At 54.7% G+C, this 503-nt stretch carries 1 protein-coding gene; it reads right to left on the reverse strand.

Annotated elements, in window-relative coordinates:
- Positions 1–242 precede the first annotated feature (242 nt).
- On the reverse strand, positions 243–503 hold a 261-nt coding region (locus NZ923_10875; protein ID MCS7230509.1), incomplete at its 5' end, for a phosphoadenosine phosphosulfate reductase.

Raw genomic sequence — 503 nt, forward strand, 5'->3', positions numbered from 1 at the left:
GCACACTCGTATGAGCGTGAGCGCTTGATGCAACGTTGCTGAGTCGCAACGCCACGGGCACGCCAGATGCGCTTCGCACCCGGTTCCGAGACGTTGCTGAACCTGTACGTCGCGGCTAAAGAACTGAGTCTACAGCGTCTTCGTAAGCGCACGAACTCCGCAGTGCGCCCTATTCGTGTGCGCTTCGTTCATGATACTAAAGAAAGTCTTAACGAAAAATGATCAAATCAGGATCAAATCCATTACAAATGGCAAATATCGCATCCCCGTTCGTCATCTTCTGCGTCCAGAACCGCTCCGATCAATTCGATCAGCGGACGACCCGGACGCCTCCGCCGCTCTTCTTCGAGACGAAGCGCGTGCTCTCGTTTGATCTGTTCGATCCGCTCAGGACGCTCCAGTTCCGCCAGGCTCTCGCGCTGCCGCCAGTAAAAGTTCTCGCCGCCGCGCTCGCTTTCGTATTTCTTCGCTTTCTCAAACAGATCTGGATGACGTTCTTTCAG

It is taken from the genome of Candidatus Kryptonium sp., assembly GCA_025060635.1.
In the GTDB taxonomy this organism is placed as follows: domain Bacteria; phylum Bacteroidota; class Ignavibacteria; order Kryptoniales; family Kryptoniaceae; genus Kryptonium.